Origin of the sequence: Massilia sp. Bi118 (assembly GCF_918697865.1) — a bacterium.
GTDB lineage: Bacteria > Pseudomonadota > Gammaproteobacteria > Burkholderiales > Burkholderiaceae_D > Telluria.
On record NZ_CAKKMV010000026.1, the window covers coordinates 1 to 22,378 of the forward strand.

At 66.9% G+C, this 22,378-nt stretch carries 19 protein-coding genes; 10 read left to right on the forward strand and 9 right to left on the reverse strand.

From position 1 onward, the window contains the following. From LQV39_RS25095 to LQV39_RS25105, 3 genes are all read right to left on the reverse strand, one after another. On the reverse strand, positions 1 to 1,386 hold a 1,386-nt coding region (locus LQV39_RS25095), incomplete at its 3' end, for an FGGY-family carbohydrate kinase (protein ID WP_230029918.1). Further along, positions 1,383 to 2,960, reverse strand: coding sequence for a glycerol-3-phosphate dehydrogenase/oxidase (locus LQV39_RS25100; RefSeq protein WP_230029919.1), 1,578 nt, complete (start codon positions 2,958 to 2,960; stop codon positions 1,383 to 1,385). The genes LQV39_RS25100 and LQV39_RS25095, both read right to left, overlap by 4 nt. Further along, a complete protein-coding gene (locus tag LQV39_RS25105; protein ID WP_230029920.1) occupies positions 2,957 to 4,561 on the reverse strand; it encodes an FAD-binding oxidoreductase in 1,605 nt (534 codons plus the stop codon). Before LQV39_RS25105 ends, LQV39_RS25100 begins: the two co-directional genes overlap by 4 nt. A gap of 102 nt (positions 4,562 to 4,663) precedes the next feature. Here LQV39_RS25105 and LQV39_RS25110 point away from each other — a divergent pair, with 102 nt between their 5' ends. Beyond that, positions 4,664 to 5,695 carry an AraC family transcriptional regulator gene (locus tag LQV39_RS25110; RefSeq protein ID WP_230029921.1) on the forward strand — a complete coding sequence of 344 codons (1,032 nt, stop codon included), beginning with the start codon at positions 4,664 to 4,666 and terminating at the stop codon, positions 5,693 to 5,695. Here LQV39_RS25110 and LQV39_RS25115 read toward each other — a convergent pair. Next, positions 5,687 to 6,430 (reverse strand): YoaK family protein, encoded by a 744-nt coding sequence (locus LQV39_RS25115; RefSeq protein ID WP_230029922.1) that lies wholly within the window; start codon positions 6,428 to 6,430, stop codon positions 5,687 to 5,689. The genes LQV39_RS25110 and LQV39_RS25115 overlap by 9 nt on opposite strands. Positions 6,431 to 6,557: 127 nt before the next feature. Between LQV39_RS25115 and dapC the strand changes: the two genes are divergently transcribed. The 3 genes from dapC to LQV39_RS25130 all read left to right on the forward strand — a co-directional run bounded on the left by dapC (position 6,558) and on the right by LQV39_RS25130 (position 10,029). Then, positions 6,558 to 7,799 (forward strand): succinyldiaminopimelate transaminase, encoded by a 1,242-nt coding sequence (gene dapC, locus LQV39_RS25120; protein ID WP_230029923.1) that lies wholly within the window; start codon positions 6,558 to 6,560, stop codon positions 7,797 to 7,799. Positions 7,800 to 7,826: 27 nt separating this feature from the next. Next, complete coding sequence (dapD, locus tag LQV39_RS25125; protein WP_230029924.1) at positions 7,827 to 8,651, forward strand: 2,3,4,5-tetrahydropyridine-2,6-dicarboxylate N-succinyltransferase; 825 nt, start codon at positions 7,827 to 7,829, stop codon at positions 8,649 to 8,651. Between the two features lie 229 nt (positions 8,652 to 8,880). Next, positions 8,881 to 10,029 carry a PilT/PilU family type 4a pilus ATPase gene (locus LQV39_RS25130; protein ID WP_230029925.1) on the forward strand — a complete coding sequence of 383 codons (1,149 nt, stop codon included), beginning with the start codon at positions 8,881 to 8,883 and terminating at the stop codon, positions 10,027 to 10,029. A gap of 91 nt (positions 10,030 to 10,120) precedes the next feature. On the opposite strand, the gene LQV39_RS25135 is transcribed toward LQV39_RS25130, so the two are convergent. Then, complete coding sequence (locus tag LQV39_RS25135) at positions 10,121 to 10,498, reverse strand: hypothetical protein (protein WP_230029926.1); 378 nt, start codon at positions 10,496 to 10,498, stop codon at positions 10,121 to 10,123. Positions 10,499 to 10,648: 150 nt separating this feature from the next. Here LQV39_RS25135 and LQV39_RS25140 point away from each other — a divergent pair, with 150 nt between their 5' ends. The 4 genes from LQV39_RS25140 (at position 10,649) to LQV39_RS25155 (ending at position 15,199) form a co-directional block, all read left to right on the forward strand. Further along, positions 10,649 to 11,011: an ArsC family reductase gene (locus LQV39_RS25140; protein ID WP_230029927.1), complete on the forward strand. Its 363-nt coding sequence runs from the start codon at positions 10,649 to 10,651 to the stop codon at positions 11,009 to 11,011. Further along, the gene (gene dapE, locus LQV39_RS25145; RefSeq protein ID WP_230029928.1) at positions 11,008 to 12,159 is read left to right on the forward strand and encodes a succinyl-diaminopimelate desuccinylase; all 1,152 of its coding nucleotides are present in this window, start codon (positions 11,008 to 11,010) and stop codon (positions 12,157 to 12,159) included. Before LQV39_RS25140 ends, dapE begins: the two co-directional genes overlap by 4 nt. A 22-nt stretch (positions 12,160 to 12,181) precedes the next feature. Continuing rightward, positions 12,182 to 13,075, forward strand: coding sequence for a 50S ribosomal protein L3 N(5)-glutamine methyltransferase (prmB, locus tag LQV39_RS25150; protein ID WP_230029929.1), 894 nt, complete (start codon positions 12,182 to 12,184; stop codon positions 13,073 to 13,075). A gap of 123 nt (positions 13,076 to 13,198) precedes the next feature. Next, the gene (locus LQV39_RS25155) at positions 13,199 to 15,199 is read left to right on the forward strand and encodes an ATP-binding cassette domain-containing protein (protein ID WP_230029930.1); all 2,001 of its coding nucleotides are present in this window, start codon (positions 13,199 to 13,201) and stop codon (positions 15,197 to 15,199) included. Positions 15,200 to 15,319: 120 nt separating this feature from the next. Here LQV39_RS25155 and LQV39_RS25160 read toward each other — a convergent pair whose 3' ends face one another. Then, complete coding sequence (locus LQV39_RS25160) at positions 15,320 to 15,829, reverse strand: chemotaxis protein CheW (protein ID WP_307727873.1); 510 nt, start codon at positions 15,827 to 15,829, stop codon at positions 15,320 to 15,322. A 131-nt stretch (positions 15,830 to 15,960) separates the two neighbouring features. On the opposite strand from LQV39_RS25160, the gene LQV39_RS25165 reads away from it, so the two are divergent. Continuing rightward, the gene (locus LQV39_RS25165) at positions 15,961 to 17,028 is read left to right on the forward strand and encodes an HDOD domain-containing protein (RefSeq protein WP_230029931.1); all 1,068 of its coding nucleotides are present in this window, start codon (positions 15,961 to 15,963) and stop codon (positions 17,026 to 17,028) included. An 81-nt stretch (positions 17,029 to 17,109) separates the two neighbouring features. On the opposite strand, the gene LQV39_RS25170 is transcribed toward LQV39_RS25165, so the two are convergent. The 3 genes from LQV39_RS25170 to LQV39_RS25180 form a co-directional block, all read right to left on the reverse strand. Beyond that, the gene (locus LQV39_RS25170; RefSeq protein WP_230029932.1) at positions 17,110 to 18,963 is read right to left on the reverse strand and encodes a M2 family metallopeptidase; all 1,854 of its coding nucleotides are present in this window, start codon (positions 18,961 to 18,963) and stop codon (positions 17,110 to 17,112) included. A 37-nt stretch (positions 18,964 to 19,000) separates the two neighbouring features. Continuing rightward, a complete protein-coding gene (locus LQV39_RS25175) occupies positions 19,001 to 20,902 on the reverse strand; it encodes a flagellar assembly protein A (protein WP_230029933.1) in 1,902 nt (633 codons plus the stop codon). Between the two features lie 96 nt (positions 20,903 to 20,998). After that, positions 20,999 to 21,316, reverse strand: coding sequence for a hypothetical protein (locus tag LQV39_RS25180; RefSeq protein WP_230029934.1), 318 nt, complete (start codon positions 21,314 to 21,316; stop codon positions 20,999 to 21,001). 294 nt (positions 21,317 to 21,610) lie between these two features. Here LQV39_RS25180 and ompR point away from each other — a divergent pair, with 294 nt between their 5' ends. Then, complete coding sequence (ompR, locus tag LQV39_RS25185) at positions 21,611 to 22,369, forward strand: two-component system response regulator OmpR (RefSeq protein WP_230029935.1); 759 nt, start codon at positions 21,611 to 21,613, stop codon at positions 22,367 to 22,369. The last annotated feature ends 9 nt before the right edge of the window (positions 22,370 to 22,378 follow it).

Below are 22,378 nucleotides of genomic sequence, written 5' to 3' on the forward strand. Positions count from 1 at the left end.
GTGCAGGCCCAGCCCGACCGCCGCATCGATCGCCGCCCCCAGTCCCGAGGTCTCGTACACGTGCGGCCGCGCGGTCGGCAGGCCGAAGATGTCGGCCGTCAGCTGCATTGCGCAGTCGCTCTGCGAGCCGCCGCCGGACACGCGCAGCTCGGTGATCGCCACCCCGCCCCGCTTCTCGATCCGCTCCTTCCCCTCGCGCAGCGCGTAGGCCAGGCCTTCGAGGATGGCGCGGTAGACGTGGGCGCGGGTGTGGACGTCGCCGAAGCCGATGATGCCGCCCTTCGCTTCGCGCCCCGGCACGCGGATGCCGGGCGTCCAGTAAGGCTGCAGCATCAGGCCCATCGAACCGGGCGGCACGCTGCTGGCCATGCGGTCGAACAGCTGCTCCGGCGCGACATCCTCGGCCAGTGCGCGGATCTGCTCGTGGTGGCCGAACTGCTCCTTGAACCAGTTGACCATCCAGTAGCCGCGGAACACCTGCACCTCGTTGCTGTAGGCGCCGGGGATCGCTGCCGGATAAGGCGGAATGAAGGGCGTCACCTCGGTGTAGCGCGTGCTGGTGGTGTTGATTGTGGCGGTGGTGCCGTAGCTCAGGCAGCCGACGTGCGGCTCGCGGCAGCCGGCCCCGATCACCTCGCAGGCTTTGTCGGCGGCCGCGGCCAGCAGCGGCAGGCCTTGCGGGATGCCGGTGTCCATCGCAGCCTGGGCCGAGATCGTGCCGAGGCGCTCTCCCGGCTCGGCCAGTTCGGGCAGCATGTGCGGCTCGACGGCCAAGGCCTGCCACTTCCAGTCGTGGCGGGCGGCCCAGCGCCGGCGCTTGTAGTCGAAGGGCAGATAGGCCACCTGCGAGCCGCTCGAATCCGCAAAGCGGCCGCACAGGCGCCAGTTCAGGTAGCCGGACAGCAGCAGGAATTTGTCGGTCGCCTTCCAGACCTCGGGCTGGTGCGCCTTGATCCAGTTGATCTCGGCCTCGCCGCGGAAGTAATCGATGGTGCCGTCGACCCGCGCCAGCTTGAACGCCGCCTGCCACCACCAGGCGATGGGCGGATAGACGCTGGTCCTGCGCTGGTCGAGCCAGGTGATGGCCGGGCGCAGCGGCTGGCCGTCCTTGCCGAGGCTGACCACGGTGCCGCGCTGGGTGGTCACGGCCACGCCCTGCACCGCCGCCTTGTTCACGCCGGGCTGGTCCCACAGTCCCTGGCAGGCCTTGCACAGGGAAGTCCAGTAATCCTCGGGCTCGTGCTCGGCCCAGCCGGGCTGGGTCGAATAATAAGCCTCCAGCATGACCTGGGACTTGGCGACGATATTCCCCTGCAGGTCGAACAGCAGCGCGCGCACGCTCTGGGTGCCGTTGTCGATGGCGAGGATGGTCGGCTGCATGCTCATGTTGTCTCCTCCTGCGGCAGGCCATAGTGGGCGCGCCACAAGGCCGCGTAATCCTGTTCTTCTTTTGCCCAGCGGGCATCAATCCAGCCCAGCTCCGGCTGGCAGATGGCGCGGATGCGCGGCATCAGCGCCCTGCCGCCTTCCTTCAGCTGCAGGCCCAGGCGGGTGCGGCGCAGCAGCAGGTCGTCGAGGCGCTGCACCGCTTCCGCGCGCGCGGCCCAGCGCAGCTCGGCCCACGGGGTCTCGGTGCCGGGGACGATCTCGTATTCGCCCTCGCCGGCCGCGGCCAGCAGCACGCCGGCCCGGGCGCCGTGCCGGCCCTGCAGGCGGCGCAGCATGCCGGCCGGCGCTTGCGTGGCGGATGCCGCGGGCGGCGGCGCAAACACCCGGCAGGGCTGCAATTCGTCGCGCCATCCCGGCAGCTGGGCGCGCACCTGTTTCAGGGCGTCGAGGGCGATGGTGCGGAAGGTGGTCAGCTTGCCGCCGGCCACCGCCACCAGTCCGTCCTCGCTCCAGACGCTGTGCTCGCGCCCTTCGCGCGAGGCGTCCGCGTGCCCGCCGGCGATCACCGGCCGCACGCCGGCATAGGTCGACAGCACATCGCTTTCGCCGAGGCCGAGCTGCGGGAACTGGGCTTGCAGGGCCGCCAGCAGGTAATCGAGTTCCGCCCGCGAGATGCGCGCTTCGCTGTCCATCGTCTGTTCGTGATCGAGGTCGGTGGTGCCGACCAGGGTCGTCCCTTCCCACGGATAGGCGAACACCGGGCGGCCGTCATGCGGATGCATCAGGCTCACGGCCTGGGACAGCGGCAAACGCCAGGCCGGCAAAATCAAATGGCTGCCGCGAAGCGGACGCAGGCGCGGACCCTTGCCGTGCAGGGCGCCGGACCAGGCCCCGGTGGCGTCGACGACTACGCGCGCCTTCAGCTCGTGGGTGGCGTCTCCGATCTCGTCGTGCAGCACGGCGCCGGCCACGCGGCCGTCAACGCGGATCAGCGAGCGCGCCGCCACGTAGTTGAGCGCCGCTGCGCCGTGGTCCATCGCTTCGCCCAGCACGCGCAGCACCAGGCGCGCATCGTCGGTCTTGGCGTCCGTGTAGACGATGCCGCCGGCCAGGCCTTCGCGCGCCACATTCGGCGCCCGCTCGAGAAACGCCTCGGTAGGCAGCCAGTGCCGCTCGCGCCGTCCGGCCAGCAGGTCGTAGATGGCGAGGCCGGCCAGGAAGCTGCGCTTGCCACGTTGGCCTTCGTAATGGGCGAAGGCGAAGCCTTGCGGCTCGACCAGTCCGGGCGCATCGCGCAGCAGGCTTTCGCGCTCGCGCACCGATTCGCGCGTGAGGTGCAGGTGGCCGTCCTTCAGGTAGCGCAGGCCGCCATGCACCAGCTTCGACGAGCGGCTCGAGGTACCCCAGGCGAAGTCGCGCCGTTCGACCAGCAGGGCCTTCAGTCCACGCCGCGCCGCTTCCAGCAGGATGCCGGCGCCGGTGATGCCGCCGCCGATCACCAGCAGGTCCCATTCCTTCTGCATCAGTCCAGGCAGTTCCGCGCGCCCGTCGCGTCTCCAGAGGTCGTTCATGGCCGCGTCTCATCCAGCAGCAGTTTGCCGGGGTTCATGCAGCCGCTCGGGTCGAACTGGCGGAACAGCGCGCGCAGCGCCGCCATGCCCAGCTCGCCCTTTTCCGCCTGCAGCCAGGGCGCATGGTCCGAACCGACGCCGTGCTGGTGGCTGATGGTGCCGCCGCTGGCGACGATGGCCTCCGACACCGCCGTCTTGAGGCGGCGCCAGCGCGCCAGGTCGGCATCGAAGTCTCCGGCCAGGCGCCAGATGAAGGTCGTGTAGACGCTGGCGCCCTGCGCATACAGGTGCGACAAATGGGTGTAGGCGTGCACCTGCTCGCCCTCGGCGGCCAGGGCTGCCGTCGCCGCGCCTTCCACCGCGCGCATGGCCGGGCTCACGCGCGGCCAGTCGACAGCCGTCTCCACGGTGTCGATCGCATAGCCGCGCTCCCAGGCCGCATTGCGCAGGTAGACGTTGCGGAAGCGGTTCTTCTTCCAGCGCTCGCCGAGGCCGCGGCCCGCGTGCACGCCCTTGTATTTGCGTGCGATCTTCAATGCAGCAGCCAGCGCCGCGCGCGATTGCGGTTTCGCTCCGCTGACGCCGACCAGCAGCATGCACTTGCCCTCGCCCGCACCGCGCAGGCGCAGCAGGGTCTCGAGCAGCGCCACCTGCCTGGCATGGCCAGCGAGCGTCAGCATGGTCGCCGTCTCCACCGGGTTCGACAGGCGCAGCATCGACAGCCCCAGGCGCGCCTGCACGATCGCGCGCACGGCGGCCTCCGCGCGTTCCCAGTCGGGCAGGAACACGGCGTGGAAGGCTTCGAATTCCGGCACCGGAGTGATGCGTACGGTAGCCTCGGTGAGGATGCCCATCCTGCCCTCGGAGCCCAGCACCAGCTCGCGGAGGTCGGGTCCGGCGGCGGACGCCGGGAAGGTCGGGATATCGAGCCGGCCCTGCGGCGTTTCCATGCGGCCGCCGGCAAACAGCTGCTCGATGCGTCCATAGCGCAGCGACTGCTGGCCCGACGAGCGCGTGACCACCCAGCCGCCCAGGGTCGAGTACTCGAAGGATTGCGGGAAGTGGCCCAGGGTGTAGCCGTGGGCGCGCAGCTGGGCTTCGAGGTCCGGCCCCGCCACGCCGGCGCCGAAGCTAGCCAGCAGCGATTCGCGGTCGAGGTTCGTCAGGGCGCGCAGGCGGCGCATGTCGACCGACAACGTGGGCCGGCCAGGCGCCGCATCGAGGTGGCCGCAGACGCTGGTGCCGCCGCCGTAGGGCACGATGGCCGCGCCGGCATCGATGGCGTAGCGGAGCAGTTCGCGCACTTCGTCTGTGCTTTCCGGGAAGGCCACGCCGTCCGGCGCCGCGTCGACGCGGCCGTAGCGCAGGCGCAGCCAGTCCTGCAGGCTCTGGCCCAGCGCGTGATGCAGGCGCACTGCCGCCGTGCTGTCCACCAGCGGATGCGGCGGCAGCTTCGAAGGCGCCAGCTGCGCGCACACCGCGTCGAAGGTCGCATCCTGCGGCCCCGTCCCCGGCCCCAGCTTCTCGGCGAGGAAGCGCAGCGCGCCCTCGCCGACCGGGACCTCGATCGTGTCATCTCCCCAGCCGTTCCATCGTCTCATGGCGCCCTCACCCTTTCAGCCATTGCTTTTATTTACACTTTGCAAGAATATAAGCCATCGTCTCCCCTGTATTGCGGATTCATGCCAAGCGCTTGTTCGAACATGCCAACCGTGCTGCCCCGGGTTACCGGCTCCTACCTGCAACCGCTGCTGGAGACGGCGGCCGCGCGCGGCGTGGATGCGCGTGCGCTGGCGCAGGCGGCCGGGCTGGCGACACCACTCGATCCGCCGCCGGAGTCGCTGGCGGCGCGCGACTACATCGCCCTGCTGGCAACGGGCGCGGAACTGGCCATGGACCCGCATTTCGGCCTGCACGTGGGCGAGCGCATGCGCCTTGGCGCCTACAGCGTGTACGGCCTGATCCTGCTGGCCTGCGCCGACTTCGCGCAAGCCCTCGAACAGACGCAGCGCTACGAACAGCTGGCCCACGACCTGGGACGCTCGCAGCTCCAGGTCGACGGTGAGTCGGGCCTGGCTTGCTACACCTGGACCAGCCACTTCCCAGACGCCACCCGGCACCTGGCCGAAAGCGTCTTCGCCGGCATCCGCACTTTCGGTTCCTGGCTGGCCGGCCGCCCGCTGGCGCCGCGGCGCCTGGCCTTCGCCCACCACAGCGATGCCGATCCGGCCGAGTACGAGCGCGTGCTGGGCATGGTCCCGGCATTCGGCGCCAATGCCCACCTGGCCTGCTTCGATGCTTCCCTGCTGGCGATGCCGGTGCCGAACGCGGACGCCGGCATGTACCCGGTGCTGCAGCAGCACGCCGAGCGCCTTCTGCGCGAACGGAAAGATGAACGCGAGCGCCACGGCATCGTCGCCCAGGTGCGCGCCGCCGTGATCCGCAACCTGGCGAACGACCGCGTGCGCCTGGCCAGCATCGCCGCGGAACTGGGACTGTCCTCGCGCACCCTGCAGCGCAAGCTGGCGGACAGCGGCGCCAGCTTCCAGCAGGTGCTCGACGCGGCCCGCTACGCGCTCGCCCAGGACTATCTGCGCCAGCGCGGCCTGTCGCTGGCCGACATCGCCTTCCTGCTCGGCTACCAGGAGCAGAGCGCGTTCACGCATGCCTTCCGTGAGTGGTCGGGCTTGAATCCGGGGGCGTGGCGCGAGCGGGCGCTGGCCGGTTCAGCTTGAACTGACGCGGCGCAGGTCGTCCACCGCAGGGACGATCGCCAGCGCGCACAGCAGGCCCGCCAGCGGCAGCGTCGCCAGGTAGCCCGCATGCTTGAAGCCCAGCGCGCCGGCCACGGCGCCGATGAAGAAGCCCAGCAGCAGCGACACCAGCAGGCGCAGGCGCGCGCGGTTGGCGGCCACCTTCGGCTGCGCCGTGTCGCGGTTCCAGTACAGCATCCGGCCCAGTTCGATGCCGATATCGGTGACGATGCCGGTCATGTGCGTGGTGCGGATCTCGGCCTGCGAGATCTTGGTGATCAGGGCGTTCTGCAAGCCCATCATGAAGCACAGCAGCATCACCGTGCCCGGCACGAACAGCGCATCGATGCCGGCCAGGCGCGCGCCCAGCACGCCGAAGGCCAGCAGCAGCACGGCTTCGACCAGCAGCGGCAGCGCGAATTCGCTGGCCAAGCCGCGCCGGCGCCCGTAGTTGACGGCGAGCGCGGTGCAGGCGGCGCCCAGCAGGAAGCTCAGCGCCGCGCCGAGACCATTCAAGGCCAGCTCCCAGGCGCCCAGCGCCAGGTTGTCGGCGGCCGCGGAGATCGCGCCGGTCAAGTGCGAGGTGTACTGGTGCACGGCGAGAAAGCCGCCGGCATTGATGGCGCCGGCAACGAAGGCCAGCGCCACGCCGAGGTGGCGGTTGGCGCGCGGGCTGCGCGCAGGGCCGAGAAGGCTGCGGGCGTAGTGGAGAGGCACGGTTGAAGTCGCTAGTCTAAGGAGCAGATTCCTGCGGTTAATATTACTGCATTCCAAGCCGCAGCAGCATCGGGCCGGCCTCGCTATAATTGATCTTCTTGCATAGCCTCTCCGACCTGGTAAAGCCGTGAATCCACATCTCGAAAGACTGCACCCCTACCCCTTCGAAAAGCTGCGCCAGCTGTTCGCCGGCGTCACCCCGAATCCCGAGTACGCCCATATCAGCCTCGGCATCGGTGAACCCAAGCATCCGACCCCGGCCTTCATCCAGAAGGCCCTGACGCAAAGCATGGCCGGGCTGGCGAACTATCCGAGCACGCACGGCGGCGAGCCGCTGCGCACGGCGATCGCCGGCTGGCTGGAGCGCCGCTACGGGGTGCCGCCGCTGGATGCGAACACGATGGTGCTGCCGGTGAACGGTTCGCGCGAGGCACTGTTTGCGATTGCCCAGTGCGTGATCGATCCGCGCGCAGCCTCTGCCAACGCCAACGGCGGCGCGCTGGTGATGTGCCCGAACCCGTTCTACCAGATCTACGAAGGCGCGGCCTATCTGGCCGGCGCCGAGCCTTACTTCGTGAACTCGGTCCCGGCCCGCAACTTCGCCCCGGACTACGCCAGCGTGCCTGATGATGTCTGGGCGCGGGTGCAGCTGCTCTACCTGTGCTCCCCGGGCAACCCGACCGGCGCGGTGCTGACCCTGGACGACTGGCGCGAGCTGTTCGAGCTGGCCGACCGCCACGGCTTCGTGATCGCCGCCGACGAGTGCTATTCCGAGATCTATTTCGGCGCGACCCCGCCGCTGGGCGCGCTGGAAGCGGCGCACCAGCTGGGCCGCAGCGCCGGCCTGCGCCCCTACGCCAACCTGGTCGTGTTCTCGAGCCTGTCGAAGCGCTCGAACGTGCCGGGCATGCGCTCGGGCTTCGTGGCCGGCGATCCGGACGTGCTGAAGAAATTCCTGCTCTACCGCACCTACAGCGGCGGCGCCATGTCCCCGCCGGTGCAATCGGCCTCCTGCGTGGCCTGGAACGACGAGGCCCACGTGCAGGAGAACCGCAACCTGTACAAGGAAAAGTTCAACCTCATCACCCCGCTGCTGAAGCAGGTGATGGACGTCGAACTGCCCGACGCCGGCTTCTACCTGTGGGCCGACGTGCGCGCCAGCGGCCTGTCGGACACCGAGTTCGCACGCGGCCTGTACGCCGAATATAATGTGACGGTTTTGCCCGGCTCCTACCTGGCGCGCGACGCGCACGGCAGCAATCCGGGACGCAACCGCATCCGCATGGCGCTCGTCGCCGAAGTGGACGAAGGACTGGAAGCGGCCAACCGCATCGTCCAGTTCTGCAAGGATTTGAAGTCCTCCTCCTGAAAAAGCATCGTAACCATCCAGATCATCATGACCCAACAACTCCAGACCATCATCGACAACGCGTGGGAACAGCGCGCCGAGATCAGCCCGACCAGCGCCGCCGCTGAAGTCCGCGACGCCGTCGCCCACGTCCTTGCCGGCCTCGACGACGGCAGCCTGCGCGTCGCCCAGAAAGACAGCGGCAGCTGGGTCGTGAACCAGTGGATCAAGAAGGCGGTCCTGCTGTCGTTCCGCCTCGAGAACAACGTGCCCGTGGAAGGCGGCGGCATGCAGTTCTACGACAAGGTCCCGACCAAGTTCGCCAACTACTCGCCGGAAGACTTCGCCAAGGGCGGCTTCCGCGTGGTGCCGCCGGCCGTCGCCCGCCGCGGCTCCTTCATCGGCAAGAACGTGGTGCTGATGCCGTCCTACGTGAACATCGGCGCCTACGTCGACGAAGGCACCATGGTCGACACCTGGGCCACCGTCGGCTCCTGCGCCCAGATCGGCAAGAACGTCCACCTGTCCGGCGGCGTCGGCATCGGCGGCGTGCTGGAACCGATGCAGGCCAACCCGACCATCATCGAAGACAACTGCTTCATCGGCGCCCGCTCGGAAATCGTCGAAGGCGTGATCGTCGAAGAGAACTCGGTGATCTCGATGGGCGTGTACATCGGCCAGTCGACCAAGATCTACAACCGCGAAACCGGCGAAGTCAGCTACGGCCGCGTGCCGTCGGGCTCGGTGGTGGTGTCGGGTTCGCTGCCGTCCGCCGATGGCAAGTACAGCCTGTACTGCGCCGTGATCGTCAAGCGCGTGGATGCGCAAACGCGTTCGAAGACCGGTATCAACGAGCTGCTGCGCGGCGTTTAAGATTTGCCCGTCGTGCCGGGCATTGCCCGACACGACTTCCCGCGGAGGCGGGAACCTAAGTTTGCATGCATTTCGACTGCTCACACAAACTTGGGTCCCCGCCTGCGCGGGGACGACGCATTATGTATTTCCCCCACACCGAGTGTCCTCCACCTCACCGCAATCCCCCCGCAAACAGGTAGAATCCCCAAAACGCAAAAAATTACCGCGAAGCAAGGGAGAGAAAACCATGATGATGGAACGCCTGTTCCAGTTGATGAAGGAAAAGAACGCGTCGGATATGTTCTTCGCGGTCAATTCTCCCGTCCACATCAAGATCAACGGGAACCTCATCCCGATCAACCAGAACAAGCTCGAGCCTGAAAACATCCAGGTGCTGCTGGCGGAGATTGCCTCGGAAGAGCAGATGGCCGAGCTGGAGCGCACCAACGAGCTGAACATGGGCATTTCGGTGCCCAACCTGGGCCGCTTCCGCTTATCGGCGTTTCGCCAGCGCGGTTCGATCTCGGCCGTGTTCCGCTTCGTGCCGGCGAGTATCCCGCCGCTGGACGAGCTGGGCCTGCCGCCCGTGCTGTCCGAGCTGATCATGGAAAAGCGCGGCCTGCTGCTGATCGTCGGCGCCACCGGCTCCGGCAAGTCGACCACCATCGCCTCGATGCTGGACCACCGCAACGAACAGCGCCCCGGCCACATCCTGACGCTCGAAGACCCGATCGAGTACCTTTTCAAGAACAAGAAATCCATCGTCAACCAGCGCGAGATCGGCAGCGACGCCACCAGCTTCGACGTCGCCCTGCGCAACTCGATGCGCCAGGCGCCGGACTGCATCCTGATCGGCGAGATCCGCGACAAGGACACCATGGCCGCTGCCCTCGCCTACGCGCAATCCGGCCACCTGGTGCTGGCGACCCTGCACGCCAACAACAGCTATAACGCGCTGAACCGCATCATCAGCTTCTATCCGATCGAGAACCGCCCCGCCCTGCTGCAGGACCTGTCCTCGGCGGTGAAGGCGATCGTCTCGCAGCGCCTGGTGCGCTCCAAGGCCGGCGGCAAGCGCCAGGCTGCGGTCGAGATCATGGTCAACACCCGCTACGTTGCCGACCTGATCGAAAAAGGCGAGATTGGCCAGATCAAGGAAGCGATGGACAAGAGCCTGTCACCGGGTTCGCAGACCTTCGAAAAAGCCCTGCTGGAACTGTTCCAAGCCGACCTGATCACCCAGGAAGAAGCGCTGGCGAACGCGGACTCGGCCACTAACCTGCTGTGGCTCATCAATAATGGGCCGGACAGCCAGATGGCGAAAACGGATGAGCCCGCCAAGCCAGCGGAAGAGCCAGCCGGACCTTCGTTCACTGAGTTCACGCTGGACAACTGACTAGCAGCAACTAATAGCCCGACAGTACAGGCGTGGATTTGTGACTCGGCGTCACAAATCCACCCGCAGCCCCAAAAGGCAGCCAGCCGCACTACCGGCGGCACACCGGTGGCCCGCTCGCCTGCCCATCCAGCCCCGTGATCACGACGTCGGTCGCAAACGCCTCGCGCTCGAAAGCCAGCTGCACCGGACCATTGCGCTGCACGAACACATCCTGGTCGACCGGCACGATCTCGATGCGTCCCGTCGTGGGCATTTCCGCGTAATAGCGGTTCGCCACGCGGTTGACGCGCATCAGCTCGCCGTTCGAGAGGTCGTAGGCGCCGGTCAGCTGGGCCGTCAGTAGTGGATCGACGAAATAGCGGTAGCGGCAAGCCTGCCCGTCGCGATCCGCGCCCGACGCCAGCGGCGCCAGCACGGCCAGTGCGACACCACACGCGGCCAGCGTGAGGGTGCTCATCCTGGACATATTGCCTCCATTTCAGCATCTGCCACGGTAAGACCGCCCGCTCAGCGGATGGTTCGCCAGTTCGGCGACAGCCTTGACATGGCATTGCTAAACTATGCTCTGGTGATGGCGGCCTGTGCTATCCTTCGCGGCTTTCCATAGAGCTAAACCATGAAGAAAACTCTCTACGGCATTCCGAACTGCGACACCGTCAAGAAAGCCCGCACCTGGCTGGCCGAGCATGGCCAGGACGTCGAGTTCCACGATTTCAAAAAGCAAGGCCTGTCCCGCGACACCGTCGCCGGGTGGCTCGAGCAGCTGGACTGGGAAGTCCTGGTCAACCGCAAGGGCACGACCTGGCGCAATCTGCCGGAAGAACGCCGCGCGCAGATCGTCGACAAGGCCAGCGCGCTGGAACTGATGCTGGAGAACCCGTCCGTGGTCAAGCGTCCGGTGCTCGAAGGCGCCGGCCCGCTGAAGGTCGGCTTCTCGACCGACGAATACGAGCGCAGCTTCGGAGACTGGCCTGCATGAAAACCTCGCGCACACTGCAGCTGACCGAGGAGCTGATCGCGCTCGATTCGATCACCCCGCAGGACAAGGGCTGCCAGCAGAAGCTTCAGGCGCTGCTGTCCCCGCTCGGCTTCCAGTGCGAGACCATCGAATCGAACGGCGTGACCAATCTGTGGGCGCGCCGCGGCACCGAATCGCCGGTGTTCGTGTTTGCCGGCCACACCGACGTGGTGCCGGCCGGCCCGCTCGACCAGTGGCATTCCCAGCCCTTCGCCCCGACCCGGCGCGACGGCAAGCTGTACGGCCGCGGCGCCTCCGACATGAAGACCTCGATCGCGGCCATGGTCGTCGCCGTCGAGGAGTTCGTCGAGGCGCACCCTGGCCATGCAGGCTCGATCGCCTTCCTGATCACCAGCGACGAGGAAGGCCCGGCCGTCGACGGCACCGTGGTCGTCTGCGAGATGCTGGAAGAGCGCGGCGAGACCCTGGATTACTGCCTGGTCGGCGAACCGACCTCCAGCCACGTGCTGGGCGACATGATCAAGAACGGCCGCCGCGGGTCGCTGTCCGGCTGCCTGAAGGTCAAGGGCGTGCAGGGCCACATCGCCTATCCGCATCTGGCGCGCAATCCCATCCACCAGGCAGCGCCGGCCCTGGCCGAGCTGGCCGCGGAAAAATGGGACGACGGGAACGAGTACTTCCCGCCGACCAGCTGGCAGATCTCGAACATCCACGCCGGCACCGGCGCCAACAACGTCATCCCCGGCGAGATGACGGTCGACTTCAACTTCCGCTTCTCGACCGCCAGCACGGCCGACGGGCTGGAAGCGCGCGTGCACGCCATCCTCGACCGCCACGGCCTGGACTACGACATGACGTGGACCCTGTCCGGCGAACCCTTCCTGACGCCGAAGGGCACGCTGTCGGATGCCATCTGCGCCGCCATCGGCCATGAACTCGGCGTGAAGACCGAACTGTCGACCACCGGCGGGACCTCGGATGGGCGCTTCATCGCCCGCATCTGCCCCCAGGTGATAGAATTCGGGCCACCGAACGCCAGCATCCACAAGATCGACGAGCACATCGAACTGCGCTACATCGATCCACTCAAGAACATCTATCGCCGCACGCTCGAGGCCTTGCTGGCGCCCTCGCCGCCTGCGGCCTAACCATTTCCGCGAGATCCCAGCCATGGCCACGACCACGCCCAATTTCTGCACGCCGCGCGACCTGCTGCGCTACGCCGTCACCCGTTTCAACACCGCCAAGCTGTTCTTCGGCCACGGCAGCGCCGAAGCCTTCGACGAAGCCGCCTACCTGATCCTGCACACCCTCAAGCTCCCGCTGGACAAGCTCGAGCCCTTCCTCGATGCGCGCCTGTTACAGGAAGAGGTGCTGCAGGTGCTGGCCGTGATCGAACGCCGCGTCAGCGAGCGCGTGCCGGCCGCCTACATCACCAACGAAGCCTGGCTGGGCAGCTACAACTTCTACGTCGACGAGCGCGTGCTGGTGCCGCGTTCCTTCATCGCCGAGCTGGTGCCGCAGATGTTCAGCCCATGGGTGGCGGATCCGGACAGCGTCGAAAACGTGCTCGAACTGTGCACGGGCTCCGGCTGCCTGGCGATCATGCTGGCCGACGCCTTCCCGAACGCCCTGGTCGACGCGGTCGACATCTCGAAGGACGCGCTGGCCGTGGCCGAGCGCAACATCCGCGACTATAAACTGAATGGCCGCGTGAACCCGATCGAGTCGGACCTGTACGAGAACGTGCCGTTCAAGAAGTACGACCTGATCATCACCAACCCGCCTTACGTCAACAGCGATTCGATGGGCAAGCTGCCGCCGGAATACCTGCGCGAACCGCAGATCGCCCTGGCCGGCGGCGAGGACGGCATGGACCTGGTGCGCAAGATCGTCGACGGCGCCGCCGAGCGCCTGACGCCGGAGGGCGTGCTGATCGTCGAGATCGGCAACGAGCGCGAGTATGCCGAGGCGGCCTTCGGGCATCTGGGCCTGACCTGGCTGACGACCAGCATTGGCGATGATGCGGTGTTCTTGCTGACGGCTGAGCAACTCGCGAAGTAATACTGGCCGCACACTAAAAACCGTCGTTCCCGCGAAGGCGGGAACCCAAGTTTCTGTGGTCCGCCACGAACTTGGATTCCCGCCTGCGCGGGAACGACGGATCAAAAGATAACTGGTTTCCCGATGATCCGATTCTCCAACGTCAGTCTGATGCGCGGCACCAAGCCGCTGCTGATAGACGCCGACCTCACCCTCAATCCCGGCGACAAGATCGGCCTGATCGGCGCCAACGGCGCCGGCAAATCCAGCCTGTTCGGCATGCTGCGCAACGAGCTGCACCCGGACCAGGGCGCGATCGATTTCCCGCAGCGCTGGCGCATGGCTTACGTGGCCCAGGAAACTCCGGCGCTGGACCGACCCGCGGTCGAGTACGCGATCGACGGCGACGTCAACCTGCGCAATCTGCAGGCCGAGCTGGAACGGCTCGAGGCGGCGCCGCATACGACTGAAAACGGCATCGCGCTGGGCGAGATCCACAGCCACCTCGCCGACGCCGATGCCTACACCGTGCAGTCGCGCGCCGAGCAGCTGCTGATCGGCTTGGGGTTCACGCTGGACCAGATGCAGCAGCCGGTGGCCAGCTTCTCGGGCGGCTGGCGCATGCGACTGAACCTGGCGCAGGCGCTGATGTGCCCTTCCGACCTGCTGCTGCTGGACGAGCCGACCAACCACCTGGACCTGGACGCCATCATCTGGCTGGAAGACTGGCTGAAGCGCTATGCGGGCACCCTGATCATCATCTCGCACGACCGCGACTTCCTCGACGAAATCGTGAACGTGATCGTGCACATCGATGAACGCAAGCTGAAACGCTACTCGGGCAACTACAGCGGCTTCGAGCGCCAGCGCGCCGCCGCACTGGTGCTGGCCGCCGCGGCCTTCGAAAAGCAGCAGCGCACCCGCGCCCACCTGCAGTCGTTCGTGGACCGCTTCAAGGCCCAGGCCACCAAGGCGCGCCAGGCCCAGAGCCGGATCAAGGCCCTGGCCAGGATGGAAGAGCTGGCCCCGCTGCGCGCCGCCGCCGAATTCTCGTTCGAGTTCCGCGACCCGCTGGCGGCCCCGAATCCGCTGCTGGTGATGGACGGCGTCGATGCCGGCTATCCGGTCCTCGACGAGCATGGCGACAAGGTCGGCGCCAAGTCCATCGTGCATGGCATCACCTTCTCGCTGACCATCGGCCAGCGTATCGGCCTGCTGGGCGTGAACGGCGCCGGCAAATCGACGCTGATCAAAACCATCGCCGGCGAACTGGCGCCGCTGACGGGCGACGCGACGCTCGGCAAGGGTCTGGTGGTCGGCTATTTCGCCCAGCACCAGGTCGAGATGCTGCGCCATGACGAGTCGCCGCTCTGGCACATGCAAAAGCTTGCGCCGACCGTGCGCGACCAGGAGCTGCGTAACTTCCTGGGCGGCTTCAACTTCCCGGGCGATATGGTAACCAGCCCGATCAAGCCCTTCTCCGGCGGCGAAAAGGCGCGCCTGGCGCTGGCCCTGATCGTGTGGCAACGTCCGAACCTGCTGCTGCTGGACGAACCGACCAACCACCTCGACCTGGAAACGCGCGAGGCGCTGACGCTGGCGCTGGCGCAGTTCGAAGGCACGCTGATCGTGGTCTCGCACGACCGCCACCTGCTGCGCGCCACCACCGAGGAATTCATCATCGTCGCCGACGGCCGCCTGCAGCCCTTCGATGGCGACCTGGACGACTACAAGGACTGGCTGTTCAAGACCAAGCTGGGCAAGGCCAACGAGGCTGCCGGCCTGCCGGCCAAGGACAAGGGCGCCGGCAAGCCATCGCCCGCGGCGCCGGTTCCGGCCGCACCCGTGCCCCCCGCCGACCGCAAGGAACAGAAGCGCGCCGGCGCCGAGGAGCGCCAGCGCCTGGCCGCCCTCAGGAAGCCGATCGAAAACCGTATCAAGCGCCTGGACGAGCAGATGGCCAAGCTGAACGCCCGTAAGGCGCTGGTCGACGCGCGTCTGCTGGAGCCGGCGGTCTACGAGGCGGACAAGAAGGAGGAGCTGAAGGCGCTGGTGGCAGACCAGGCTTTCCTGGTGCGGGATCTGGGGACGCTGGAGGAGGAGTGGCTGGCGTTGCAGGAGCAGCTGGAGGCGCTGGCGGCCTGAGTTAGCTTGTCAACGTCGTCCCCGCGAACGCGGGGACCTAAGTTTGCATGAGCTACCGAAACGCTAAAAAACTTGGGTTCCCGCCTTCGCGGGAACGACGGAATAGGTGCGGGAACGACGTTACGCCACCTGCCTTGAAGCCGCCGGCCTGTTCACCGACATCAGCTTCTCGATATCCACCAGGATCAGCCGCCGCCCGCCCGCCTGCCCCAGGCCGAGCAGGTAATCCGGCCGCGTGCCCTCGCCCCCCGCGGCCGGCAGCGGCGCCACCTGCTCCGGCAGCAGCGTCACCACGCCGGTCACGCCATCCACCACCATCCCCATCACGCAACTGGACAGCTTGAGGATGATCACATCGGTCATCGGATCGGGCGCGTCCGGGCTCGTGCCGCAGGCCACGCGCATGTCGACCAGGGGGATGATCACCCCGCGCGACACGGCCACACCGCCGATGATCTCGCCGCTTGCCGCAAAACGCTCGAGCGCTTTGAGCACGCGCAATTCCTGCACCTTCGCGAAGTCGATACCGTATTCGAGCCCGCCGAGCGTGAAGCTCAGGAACTGGGTCGTCTGGAGGCCGGAAGAAGTCGTAGTGTCATGCATGGCGCGTCCTTTATTCAAGAATGTCATGCTAAGGCGGACATCTGTTTTCACAATTGAGTACAGTCAACATTTCCAACAAGCAGCAGCCGTTTGCTTAAGCATTCTGCGCCGGTACAATGTCCGCCCATGTGCGCAAGCGAATTGAAGAGGAACTGATCATGTACCGGTGGCTGCGACTTTTGATTTCCGGCCCGGCTGCGGCCCGGGCGCCCGAGCCGGCTTCGTCTCCGGAACCCGGCCCCGCGGCACCTGCCGTCCCGGCGGCGGCGCCCTCTCCCGCTGCCGCCGCGCCTTCGGCCGATACGCGTCCGGCCCGTGCGCCCGTGCCCTTCGAACTGCTCGACCTGGTCGGCACCGCCTGGAACGCCTGGCTGTTCGAGCGCGCCGACGAAGGCGGCCTGGAACTCAACGCGCATGAAGCCCAGGTGCTGGAGACGCTGGCCGCGATCCTGTCCTCGCAGCAGTCGGGCGCCGCGCTGGTGCGCCGCATGCCCGGCCTGATCCCGCAGCTGCTGCAAAGCCTGCGCAGCGAGACGTTTTCCGGCAGCGCGCTGTCGCGCACCATCTCGTCCGACGTGGTGCTGGTGGCGGCGGTGATCCGCCTCGCCAACAGCTGCTACCAGACGACCGGCGCCTCCGTCACCAGCGTCGAGCAGGCCGTGATCCTGATCGGCCAGGAAGGCCTGCGCCAGCTGATCACGACGGTCGCCTTCCGCCCCATCATCGACGTCCACTCCGGCTATTACGTGCGGCGCCTGGCGCCGATTCTGTGGGAGCACTCGGAGCGCTGCGCCATCGCTGCGCGCAAGATGGCGCCGGCGCTCGGCATCGAGCCCTTCGACGCCTTCCTGGCGGCCCTGCTGCAGAACGTCGGCCTGACCGTGGCGCTGCGCAGCATGGACCAGGTGACCAAGGGCGAGCCGCAGCTCGGCTCCGGCGTGTTCTGGGCCCAGCTGGCGCGCGACACCCGCCGCCTGAGCGTCAGCATCGCGCGCGAGTGGAACTTCCCGGAGAGCGTGGTGCGGGCGCTCGATGAACAGGGTGGGATGCGCAAAGGGGCGCAAATGTCGCCGCTGGGGCGCTTGCTGATGCTGGTGGATTACCTGGGGAAGCTGCGGGTGCTGGTCGAGCAGGGGGTGCTTGAGGATGGGGATGGGCTGTTTGCTGGCCTGCCGGGGGATGCGGGGGAGTGTTACGCGCTGCTAGAAGGGACTCGCAACGCATAAACGTCGTCCCCGCGGAGGCGGGGACCCAAGTTCGTGGCGGTTCGAAAAACTTGGGTTCCCGCCTGCGCGGGAACGACGAGTTCAGGGCTTCACCGAAGCATCCGTCTTCGCCAACTCCCGATTCTGCGCATCCAGCCACTGCTTCAATGGCGCAAAATAATCCAGCATCGCCGTCGCATCCATCTTGTCCTCGCCCGTCACCGCCTTGAGCGCTTCCGGCCAGGGCTTCGACTTGCCCATCGCCAGCATCTGCTGGAACCTGGCGCCGGCGGCCTTGTTGCCGTAGACCGAGCAGCGGTTCAGCGGGCCGCTATAGCCGGCTTCGCGGCACAGCGCGCGGTGGAACTGGAACTGCAGCACGTGGGCCAGGAAGTAGCGGGCGTAGGGGGTGTCGCTGGCGACGTGGAACTTGGCGCCGGCGTCGAAGCCCCCCTCCGCGATCGGGCCCGGACGGCCCACGCCCTGGTACTGCTCCTTCAGCGCCCACCAGGCTTTGTCATAATCCGCTGGCTTCACCTGGCCGGAATACACCTGCCAGCGCCACTTGTCGACCATGTAGCCGAAGGGCAGGAAGGCGACCTTCTGCAGCGCGGTGTAGAGCAGCGGGCCGATATCCTGCGACGGGTCCGGCTCGCTCTTCATCAGGCCCACCTGCTTCAGGTAGGCCGGGGTGATCGACAGCGCCACGGTGTCGCCGATGGCTTCGTGGAAGCCGTCGTTGGCGCCGTTCTTGAACAGCGGCGACTGGCCGCTGTAGGCCAGGTCGTAGTACAGGTGGCCCAGCTCGTGGTGGATGACGCGGAAGTCCTCGGCGGTCGGGGTGATGCACATCTTGATGCGCACGTCGTCCTTGCCGTCCAGGTCCCATGCCGATGCATGGCAGACGACTTCGCGGTCGCGCGGCTTGGTCAGCAGCGAGCGTTCCCAGAACGTGTCAGGCAGCTTGCGCATGCCGAGCGAGGTGTAGAAGCCCTCGGCGTAGCGGGTCATCGCCTTGGCGTCGGTCTTGCGCTCTTCCAGCAGCGCGGTCAGGTCTTCGCCGCCGTCCCTGGTGGCGGGCTTCAGCAGCGGATACAGGTTGTCCCAGCTCTGCGCCCACATATTCCCCAGCAGGTGGGCCGGGATCGGGCCTGTTGCCGGCACCACCGAGGCGCCATAGGCCTGGCGCAGCTTGAAGCGGGTATAGGTGTGCAGCGAGTCGTACAGCGGCTTGACCTGCTGCCACAGGCGCTCCATCTCGCTTGAAAAGGCTTCCGGGCTCATGTCGTAGCCCGAGCGCCACAGCGCGCCGGTGTCGGCATAGCCCATCGCGCGGGCCCCCTTGTTCGACACCTCGACGTATTTCACGTAGTCGTCCTTGTAGGCCGGCGATTGCGCGTGCCAGCCGAGCCAGACTTCCTTCAGGCGGTTCGGATCGCGGCTGGTGGCCAGCACCTTTTCCAGTTCGCCGAGCGGCATGCAGTCGGTTTTACCGGGCGGGCAGTATTTGGCCGAGCCGTAGGCGCCGGTCATGTGGGCCGCCAGGCGCGCATAAGTGGCGCGGTCTTTCGCGTCCGGCAGCATCAGGGTCTGCTGCAGCAGCATCAGCTTGCGCGCGCTGGCTTCGGGCAGCTTCAGGTCCTTGTAGCGGCGCGCCTTCAGGGCGGTCTCGCCGCTCAGGGTCAGGAAGCCTTCGTTGGCCTGCGCCGTCATCGACTGCGTGTCGAGCGTGATGAAGTTCTCGGCCACCCACTCGGCGCGCTGCGCGTCCAGGCCCAGCTGCTCGAGCTTCTCTTCGGCGTCGGCGATGAAGCGCTCGGCCTCAAGCACGGTCGGCTTGCCCTGCGCCTTGGCCGGCGTCGCCTTGGTGGCTGCCGCGGCCGGCAGCGCCACGAAAGCGCCGGCCACCAGCGTCGCCACCAGGCTGCGGCGGCAATTCGGATACATCATGTTCATCGGGTCCCCTCTCTCGGTATTGTTGTCGGGCCGCGCATCACGCTGCGCCGGCCTGCTCGCTGCTCCATGCAAAGCTGCCCTGGGAACCGGAGAACAGCAATTCGCCGTTCTGCGGTCCGCGCAGGCGTGCCTTGATTTCGCGCGGTGCAATGATATACGGAGTCCCGGCCGCCGGGCTGAATCCGAGCACGCGCACCAGGGTATCGCCCTGCACCTGGTGCACGGTGACGGCCGACACGCAGGAGGCGTCCAGGCGCTGGCGTTCGAGGTCGGCCAGCACCTTGCGGCCCTCTTCCTGGTCGGCTTCGAGCTGCTTGATCTTGCCCGACACCTCGCCGACCGCCTTCAGCACCGGCGCCACTTCCTGGGCCATGCGCTGGAACTGGCGCGCCTGCTCGGGCGTGAAGCTGATCTCGTTCTTGCGCAGCCGAGAGGCCAGCAGCAGGTAGCGGCGCACTTCCGGCTGCGCCGTCAGGGTTTCCATCTGCGCCTTCTGGCGCGCCGCAAGTTGTCCGAACTGCGCCAGGCGCGCGCCGATCGCGGCGATGATTTCCTCGACCTTCGCGCCTTCCGGGCGCAGCACATAGACCAGCATCTCGCCCTGCTTGCGCGGCATCGCGAATTCGATCGTCACGCGCCGGCCCGCGATGGCGCTGCCCTCGGCCTGGCCGATGTTCACTTCATCGCCGATCACCTCGCAGTTGACCGCGTGCGCGATCGTGATGCGGGCGCCGGACACCACGCAGTTCTCGGCGCGGTCCAGCACGATGGCGCCATCGTCGGCGTGCAGGATGGCGCCCGAGGCCACGCCGAACACGCGGATGTCGCCCTTCTTGTTATGGGCGCTCCCGCCCACCAGGTTGGCATGCAGCAGGATCTTGCCGCCGCGCGAAGCCAGGACCCCGAACACGTCGCCGTGCACGGTGATGCTTTCGCCTTCGATGACGCGCTTTTCCTGGACCTCGCCGAACTCCTCGTAGTCGCCGGTGAGCTGCAGGTTGCCGGTGGTCTTGGCGCTGACCCCGTCGCGGCTGACGATCTTGTCGCCCACCGAGATCTTGCTGGTCGAAGACTCGACCGTCAGGAAGCCGGCCTGCTGCGAGACCAGGAATTCCCCGTCCCTGCCTTTCTCCACCCTGGTGCCGGGGCCTGCGTATTCGCCCAGGTCGAGGTCGACGCCGGGCTTGGCCGGCAGCGGCGTGCCGGCCATCTCGAAGCCCTGGGTGCCTGCGGTCAGCGGGATCTTCTGCAGCAGGCGCACGCCGGGCTGGATTTGCGGGAAGCGGTTCTGGAAGCTGTTCAGGTCGAGGCGGCCGTTGGCCAGCTCGCGCGGCGCGTCGTTGCGGTGGATGTCGTCGGAGACTTCGGCGATGCGGGCGTCCTGCCCCTGCACCGGCTCGAGGCAGCGGGCAACGGTGACGCGGTCGGCCTTGTTCGACGCGATCGCGGCGCGGATGGCGTCGAGCTCGAGCCCGAAGCGGATGCCCTTGACCCACATGTCGGCCACGAATTCGTCGACGTCGAGTTTTGCCGGCAGGCCGGGGCCGCCCGGGTCGGCGGCATCCGGCAGCCAGACCGGCTCGAAATAATATTCGGCGTAGCCCTTGCCGATCTTGACCGCGCGGTACAGCTCGCGGCGGGCGGGATCGAAGGGAAGGATGTCGTCGGCGATGCGCACCCGGGTCTCGCCGTCCGCGGCCTTCGGCAGCGCCGGACCATGGTCGAACAGGGCCTTGAGGAGAACGGGATAATCGACGCCGGCGAGGTAGTGGCCGCCGCGGAAGATGCTGTCGATGGCGGCGACCAGGGTGGTGCCGAGCACGGCGGGATCGGCATACACGCCGTCAGGGCGCTTGGCGATGCAGTGTTCGGGGCCGGCGGATGCAAAGCGGGCCCCTTGTGCTTGCGCCGATGAAACGGCTGCAAAATCCGTAGACACGTGAACTCCCAGTCCAGATTGGCCCCGGCGAAGTTTTGGCCAGGGTATGACTGGCTAGCGTATCACGTAGATTGCAAGGCGGAAAGACTTTTGCGCTCAGCGGCGCGGCCGGTACAGGTCCATGCCCGCTTCGTTGATCTGGCGGCGCAGGTCGCGGCGCTCGTCCGGCGTCATGCGGCCGCTGCCGCTGTTGCGGCGCTCGCGCTGTTCCTGCTGCTGTTGCTGGTATTGCTGCTGCATGCGGCGCTGCTCTTCGTAGGCCCGCACGTCGTAGCGCGGATCGCGCTCCGGCGACAGGTAGCGACCGCCGCGGTCGGCGCCACGGTCGGACTGCATGGAGGGATTGTCGCGCCGGTCGTCCTGGCGGTCGCCATACTGCTGTGCAAACGCGGCGCCCGATGCGCCCAGAACCAATGCGCACGCCAACGCACTGCGAAGCGCGCGGCGGACAAATTGCCCGGTCCTCGTTCCTGCATGATGGTTAGTGACGCTGTTCATGGTGTGCCTCTTCCGCGATGCCAAGTAAGGAGATAAGCTAAGCTGGTGATTCAGTTTCGACGTGAATCCAGTGTATTTGGAATCCACTGCAGGTATAAGGCTAATTGGGTAAAGTTTGTAACACAATGTAATGCCTCAGCAATATCTCCTGTCCGCGAAGGAATATGAAGTTACCATAGCGACATCAATCTGACAAATCCTGACAGACTCATGAATGCAACAAGCTCGAATAACGCAGGCCAGAACAACGGCCATTCCGCGAAAATCATGGTGGTCGACGACGACGTGCGCCTGCGCGACCTGCTGCGCCGTTACCTGACCGAGCAGGGCTTCCAGGTGGTCACGGCGGAGAGCGCGCCGGCCATGAACAAGCTGTGGCTGCGCGAGCGCTACGACCTGCTGGTGCTGGACCTGATGCTGCCCGGCGAGGATGGCCTGTCGATCTGCCGCCGCCTGCGCGGCGCCGGCGACCAGACCCCGATCATCATGCTGACCGCCAAGGGCGAGGACGTCGACCGCATCGTCGGTCTCGAGATGGGCGCCGACGACTACCTGCCGAAGCCCTTCAACCCGCGCGAACTGGTGGCCCGCATCAACGCGGTCCTGCGCCGCAAGGGCCCGGACGAGATCCCCGGCGCGCCGTCCGAGACCCCGCAGACCTTCGAGTTCGGCGACTTCGTGCTCGACCTCGGCACGCGCACGCTCAAGAAAAACGGCGAGACGGTTCCCCTCACCACCGGCGAATTCTCGGTGCTGAAAGTGTTCGCCCGCCATGCGCGCCAGCCGCTGTCGCGCGAGAAGCTGATGGAACTGGCGCGCGGCCGCGAGTACGAGGTATTCGACCGCTCGCTGGACGTGCAGATCTCGCGCCTGCGCAAGCTGATCGAGCCGGATCCTTCCAGCCCGCTGTACATCCAGACCGTGTGGGGCCTGGGCTACGTGTTCATTCCGGAAGGCCAGCCGCGCTAAGTGTCCCCG